Annotated in this window: 4 protein-coding genes and 1 pseudogene; all 5 read right to left on the bottom strand. The window is 70.1% G+C overall.

The genetic code is table 11. The features are described 5' to 3' along the window. A pseudogene (locus ACF1DX_RS28470) lies at window positions 1-149 on the bottom strand (4-hydroxy-3-methylbut-2-en-1-yl diphosphate synthase); the annotation flags it as partial. Between the two features lie 183 nt (window positions 150-332). Then, window positions 333-1,625: a M50 family metallopeptidase gene (locus ACF1DX_RS28465; protein ID WP_391793986.1), complete on the bottom strand. Its 1,293-nt coding sequence runs from the start codon at window positions 1,623-1,625 to the stop codon at window positions 333-335. A gap of 8 nt (window positions 1,626-1,633) precedes the next feature. Then, window positions 1,634-2,896, bottom strand: coding sequence for a 1-deoxy-D-xylulose-5-phosphate reductoisomerase (gene dxr / locus ACF1DX_RS28460; RefSeq protein ID WP_391793977.1), 1,263 nt, complete (start codon window positions 2,894-2,896; stop codon window positions 1,634-1,636). A 181-nt stretch (window positions 2,897-3,077) separates the two neighbouring features. Beyond that, window positions 3,078-3,875 (bottom strand): carbonic anhydrase, encoded by a 798-nt coding sequence (locus ACF1DX_RS28455; protein WP_391793976.1) that lies wholly within the window; start codon window positions 3,873-3,875, stop codon window positions 3,078-3,080. 240 nt (window positions 3,876-4,115) lie between these two features. Continuing rightward, complete coding sequence (locus tag ACF1DX_RS28450) at window positions 4,116-6,065, bottom strand: acyl-CoA dehydrogenase family protein (RefSeq protein ID WP_391793975.1); 1,950 nt, start codon at window positions 6,063-6,065, stop codon at window positions 4,116-4,118. Window positions 6,066-6,271 lie beyond the last annotated feature (206 nt).

Raw genomic sequence — 6,271 nt, 5'->3', positions numbered from 1 at the left:
ATGTCGGACGTGCGCGTCGTCGTCATCGACTGCACGGACACCGGGGCGTCCCCGCCCACCGCCACGGATCCGACCTGGATCTGCCGGCTCTTCCGCCGCTCGGCGAGCTTGGTCGGAACGGACGGCATGCCGAGAGAAATCGCAGTCATCTGCTGTACAACCCCAAGTCGTGGATCTAGGTCCGGCTCCCCGTGAGCAGCGGGCTCCGGGCTCCGAGATTACGGCAACGGCCAACGCCCGAGCACATCACGGTCGTAAACCCGCCCAAAGGACGATGGCCCGGAACGAAAGGGTTCCAGGCCATCGTGAACGGCGGGTGACGCTCCCCGGGGCTACGAGATCCGCACCGGGTTCACCACGTCCGCGATCAGGACGAGGATCGTGAAGCAGACGAAGATCCCCGCGACCACGTAGGCCACCGGCATCAGCTTCGCCACGTCGAACGGGCCGGGGTCGGGGCGGCGCAGCACCTTGGCGAGGTTGCGGCGCAGCGACTCCCACAGGGCGCCCGCGATGTGTCCGCCGTCGAGCGGCAGCAGCGGGAGCATGTTGAACAGGAACAGGGAGAGGTTGAAGCCGGCGAGCAGCATCACGAACATGGCGAGCTGCTGCGAGGCGGGGATGTCGAGGGTGGCGATCTCGCCGCCGACCCGGGCCGCGCCGACGACGCCCATCGGGGAGTCGGGTTCGCGGGGGCCGTCGCCGAAGGCCGCGTCCCACAGGGCGGGGATCTTGGACGGCAGGGCGGCGAGGGAGTCGACGGCGTCGCCGACCCGGTCGGTCATCCAGACCACGGAGTCCCCGAAGTCCTGTCTGACGACGCCGGTGGCCGCGCTGAAGCCGAGGAAGCCGGCCTTGACGTACTCGCCCTCGACGTAGGCGCCGTTGCCGTCCTTCTTGGCGACCATGTTGGTCGCGATCTTCGCCTGGAGGGTCACCTCCCGGCCGTCGCGTTCGACGACGATCGGCACCTGCTTGCCGGCGCTGTCACGGATGAGGTCCGAGAGGGTGTCCCAGTCGTCGGTCCGGACGCCGCCGAAGGCGACGATCCTGTCCTCGGCCCTCATCCCGGCGGCGGCGGCCGGGGACTGGGGGTCGGACTTCTCGCAGTCGTCGCGGTTCTCGGTCTGCGCGATCACGCACTGCGAGACCGAGCTGACGGTGGTGGTCTGCTGCTGGATGCCGAAGCCCATCAGCACGGTGAGGAACAGCGCCACCGCGAGGATCAGGTTCATGAAGGGGCCCGCGAACATCACGACGACCCGTTTCCACGGCTTGCGCGTGTAGAACAGGCGCTTCTCGTCGCCGGGCCTGAGCTCCTCGAAGGCGGCGGAGCGGGCGTCCTCGATCATGCCGCGCCACGGGGAGGTGGAGCGGGCCTCCAGCCTGCCGTCGGGGCCGGGCGGGAACATGCCGATCATACGGATGTAGCCGCCGAACGGGATCGCCTTGACGCCGTACTCGGTCTCGCCCTTGTTCCGCGACCAGATGGTGGGGCCGAAGCCGACCATGTACTGGGGCACGCGGATGCCGAACATCTTGGCCGTGGACAGATGGCCCAGCTCGTGCCACGCGATCGAGAACAGCAGGCCGGCCGCGAAGACGACTATGCCGAGGATGAACATCAGGGTCGTCATGCACGCGCCTCCGCGCTCGCCGTCCGGTGGGTCAGTTCCCGGGCCCTCGTCCGTGCCCAGGTCTCCGCTTCGAGGACGTCCGACACGGTCAGTGAAGTTCCCGTCGCGGGGGTGCCGTGTTCCTCGACGACCCGGGTGACGGTCTCCATGATCCCGTCGAAGGGCAGCGTGCCGGCGCGGAACGCCTCCACGCACTCCTCGTTCGCGGCATTGAACACCGCCGGGGCGGTTCCCGCGAGCTCGCCGACGTGCCGGGCGAGGTCCACCGAGGGGAAGGCCTCGTTGTCGAGGGGGAAGAACTCCCAGGTGGACGCCTTGCTCCAGTCGAAGACCGGGGCGGCGTCGGGGACCCGTTCGGGCCAGCCGAGGCCGATGGCGATCGGCCCGCGCATGTCGGGGGGCGTCGCCTGGGCCAGTGTCGATCCGTCCGTGAACTCAACCATCGAGTGGACATACGACTGCGGGTGCACGACGACCTCAATGCGGTCGAAGGGAATGTCGTACAGCAGGTGCGCCTCGATGACCTCCAGGCCCTTGTTGACGAGGGTCGCGGAGTTGATCGTGATGACCGGTCCCATGGCCCAGGTGGGGTGCGCGAGAGCGTCCTCGACGGTGACGTCGGCCAGCTCCTCCTTGGTGCGGCCGCGGAAGGGGCCGCCGGAGGCGGTGACGACGAGCCTGCGGACGTCCGCGCGGGTGCCGGCGGCCAGCGCCTGGAAGAGGGCGGCGTGCTCGGAGTCGACCGGGATGATCTGACCGGGCTCGGCGAGGGCCTTGACCAGCGGTCCGCCGACGATGAGCGACTCCTTGTTGGCGAGCGCGAGGGTGCGGCCCGCCTCCAGGGCGGCGAGGGTCGGGGCGAGACCGATGGAACCGGTGATGCCGTTGAGGACGGTGTGGCAGTCGGAGGCGGCGACCTGGGTGGCCGCGTCCTTCCCGGCCAGGACCTCGGGCAGCGGCTCCCCCGCCCCGTACTGCGCGGAGAGCGCCTCGCGCAGCGCCGGTACGACGTCCTCGCGGGCGACGGCGACCGTACGCACCCGCAGCCGGCGGGCCTGCTCGGCGAGGAGGGCGACCCGGCCGCCGTGGGCGGACAGGGCGGTGACCCGGAAGCGGTCGGGGTTGCGCAGCACGAGGTCGATGGCCTGGGTGCCGATCGACCCGGTGGAGCCGAGGATCACCACGTCCTTCGGTCCGTCTCCCGCCACGGGGTCGTAGACGAGGTGCGGGTCGGCGAGGGGGGCTGGAGCGTCGGTCATGGACCCCATTGTGTCGGGTCGTGACCGCTGCCGGGGCCCCGCCCCGGCAGCCCGGCTCCGTGCTCCGGCCCGATGCTCCGTGCTCCGGCCCGATGCCCCGTGCTCCAGCCCGATGACCCGTGCTCCGGCCCGATGCCCCGTGCTCCAGCCCGATGATCCGCCGTCCTTCCCACCTCGCCGGTCAGCGGTCGATGTGGTCGACCTCGCGGTCGTTGCGCGGCTGGACCGGACGGTTGCTCTTCGGGAACAGCTCCCGGTACGCCGCGACCTGCCCCGGGGTGACGCGCACCTGGTTCTCCAGCACGGTCCACTTGACGCCCTCCGTACAGGGCGGGGTGGTCAGGGAGCCCTCGTAGCGGTACTGGTCGCGGTCGCCGGGGAGGAACCGTGTGAGGTCGACGGGCCGGGTGAGGTGACTCTGCCCGCCCTCCTCGGCCGGAAGGTGCTTCCACAGGTCCGTGAAGGCGGAGTGGCCCTTCGTCGCCCTCATCAGCACGGCGAGGACGGCGAGCTCGCCCTTGTCGTCCTCGTGCACGAAGTGCATCTCCATGGCCGCGTGCTCACCGTCCTCGGTGTGCTCGCTGGGGAGGTGGAAGTGGAACTGCCGCAGCCGGTACGTGGTGCCGTCGACGACGATGTCGCTGCCGGCGGAGACATTGGCCTGGACGGTGTGGCCGTTGTTCACGATGTCCGCGGTGACGGGTCGGTAGTGGACGGTGACGGGTGTGTCCGTCTCGACGGCGACGTCCTCGTCGAGGTCGACGGGTGACTGTTCGTGGCCCTTCCCGCAGGCCGCGAAGTCCTCGCTGAGCGAGGCCCAGTACTCCGGGCCGGTGGCTCCCTCGTAGCTCCAGTGCGGGGTCTCCTGGGACGTGCCGTCCGGGGAGGCGGAGGCGGTGGCGGTGCAGGCGGTCGCCGTGACGGCCGTGAGGGCGGTGATCACGGAGACGACAGCCGTGCGTATGTGGTGGGAAGACATGCGGATGACCCCTCATCGGGTGTGGGAGGTCATCCACCTTTCGCCATCGACCGCAACGAACGAGGCAAGATCCGAACAGGGAACGGCAAGGAAGGGTAAGTAAACGTTCAAGGCCCCGGGACACGGCCCGCAAAACAGGAAAAAGCCCCGGCGGCAAGGGAGTTGGCGGATCGCGACGGGAGGCGGGAGGGCGACCGGGTGCGGGTCGCCCTCCCTTCAGTGCCGTGGTGTCACGCGTCGTCAGCGGACCGGACGGTGCACGTTCTCCCGGGTGCTCGGGCCGGGTGTGGTGTCCGCGATCCAGGGGCCGTCGTCCGAGGGGTCGATGACGCCCTGCTCCAGCCACGCGTACGTGCCCGAGAGCACGCCCTTGACGACCTTGCGGTCGACGTCGTCGGTGTTGGTCCACAGGCGGCCGAAGAGTTCCTCGACGCGGATGCGGGCCTGGCGGCAGAAGACGTCGGCGAGCTGGTAGGCCTCGCGGCCGTTCTCGCCCCGGCCGCGCAGGAGCTCCGCGCGGACGCAGGCGGCGCTCATGGCGAACAGTTCGGCGCCGATGTCGACGATCCGGCCCAGGAAGCCCTGCTTGGTCTCCATCCTCCCCTGCCAGCGGGACATGGCGTAGAAGGTGGAGCGGGCCAGCTTGCGGGAGGTCCGCTCGACGTAGCGCAGGTGCGGGGAGAGGTCGATGCCGTGCTTGAACCCGCCGTAGGAGCCGGGGAGCTGTCCGGGGCCCGCGACGAGTTTCGGCAGCCACTTGGCGTAGAAGAGGCCCGCGCCCGCGCCCGCCCTCGCCTTGTCCCCGAGGGACTTCTCGGGGTCGATCAGGTCGCCGGCGACCGAGAGGTGGGCGTCGACGGCCTCGCGCGCGATCAGCAGGTGCATGATCTCCGTGGAACCCTCGAAGATGCGGTTGATGCGCAGGTCGCGCAGCATCTGCTCGGCCGGGACCGCCCGCTCGCCGCGCGCCCGCAGGGACTCGGCGGTCTCGAAGCCGCGTCCGCCGCGGATCTGGACCAGTTCGTCGGCCATCAGCCAGGCCATCTCCGAGCCGTACAGCTTGGCGAGGGCGGCCTCGATGCGGATGTCGTTGCGGTCCTCGTCGGCCATCTGCGAGGAGAGGTCGACCACGGCCTCCAGGGCGAAGGTGGTCGCCGCGATGAACGCGATCTTGGAGCCGACAGCCTCGTGCAGCGCCACCGGCTTGCCCCACTGCTCCCGGGCCGCCGACCACTCGCGGGCGATCCTCAGGCACCACTTCCCGGACCCGACGCACATCGCGGGCAGGGACAGCCGGCCGGTGTTGAGCGTGGTCAGGGCGATCTTCAGGCCCTGGCCCTCCTCGCCGATGCGGTGGGCGGCGGGGACGCGGACCCGGTGGAAGCGGGTGACGCCGTTCTCCAGGCCGCGCAGGCCCATGAAGGCGTTGCGGTTCTCCACGGTGACGCCCTCGGAGGCCGCCTCGACCACGAACGCGGTGATGCCGCCCCGGTGGCCCTCGGACTTCGGTACGCGCGCCATGACCACCAGGAGGTCGGCGACCACGCCGTTGGTGGTCCACAGCTTCACCCCGTCGAGGACGTACTCCTCGCCCTCGGGTACGGCGGTGGTGGCGAGCCGCGCCGGGTCCGAGCCGACGTCGGGCTCGGTGAGCAGGAAGGCCGAGATGTCGGTGCGGGCGCAGCGCGGCAGGAACGTCTCCTTCTGCTCCCGCGTGCCGAAGATCTTCAGCGGCTGCGGTACGCCGATCGACTGGTGGGCGGAGAGCAGCGCGCCGATCGCCGGGCTGGCGGAGCCGACCAGGGCGAGGGCCTTGTTGTAGTACACCTGGGTGAGGCCGAGACCGCCGTACTTGGTGTCGATCTTCATGCCGAAGGCGCCGAGCTCCTTGAGCCCGGTGATCACGTCGTCGGGGATCAGGGCGTCGCGTTCGATCCGGGCACCGTCGATCTTCGTCTCGCAGAAGTCGCGGAGCTTGGCGAGGAACTCCTCGCCGCGTTGGACGTGCTCGTCGGCGGGGAGGGGATGGGGGTGGATCAGGTCGAGCCGGAAGCGGCCGAGGAACAGTTCCTTGGCGAAGCTGGGCTTGCGCCAGTCCTGTTCCCGGGCGGCCTCCGCCACCTGGCGGGCCTCACGTTCGGTGACGGTGGGCCGGGACGGGGACGGGGGTGACTCGGGTGTTGCGGACATGAGGCTCACCTCGCCGCGAAGGGGACGGTGTCATTACATTACCGACTGGTGCTACCCGATCGTATGTACCCGATTCGTAGCCGCTCCGCCACCCTTCGTGCGGCCGTACGGCCGACCCTCCCGCGCTCGGAGGGCGGGCGGGGGTGAGGGACAATTCCTTCGGCACCTCCTTCGGTCCGACCCGGCTCCGGAGAAAGCTGTCGAAG

Source organism: Streptomyces sp. NPDC014676, assembly GCF_043084105.1.
Classification (GTDB): domain Bacteria; phylum Actinomycetota; class Actinomycetes; order Streptomycetales; family Streptomycetaceae; genus Streptomyces.
This window is presented reverse-complemented; position numbering and strand designations above follow the sequence as displayed.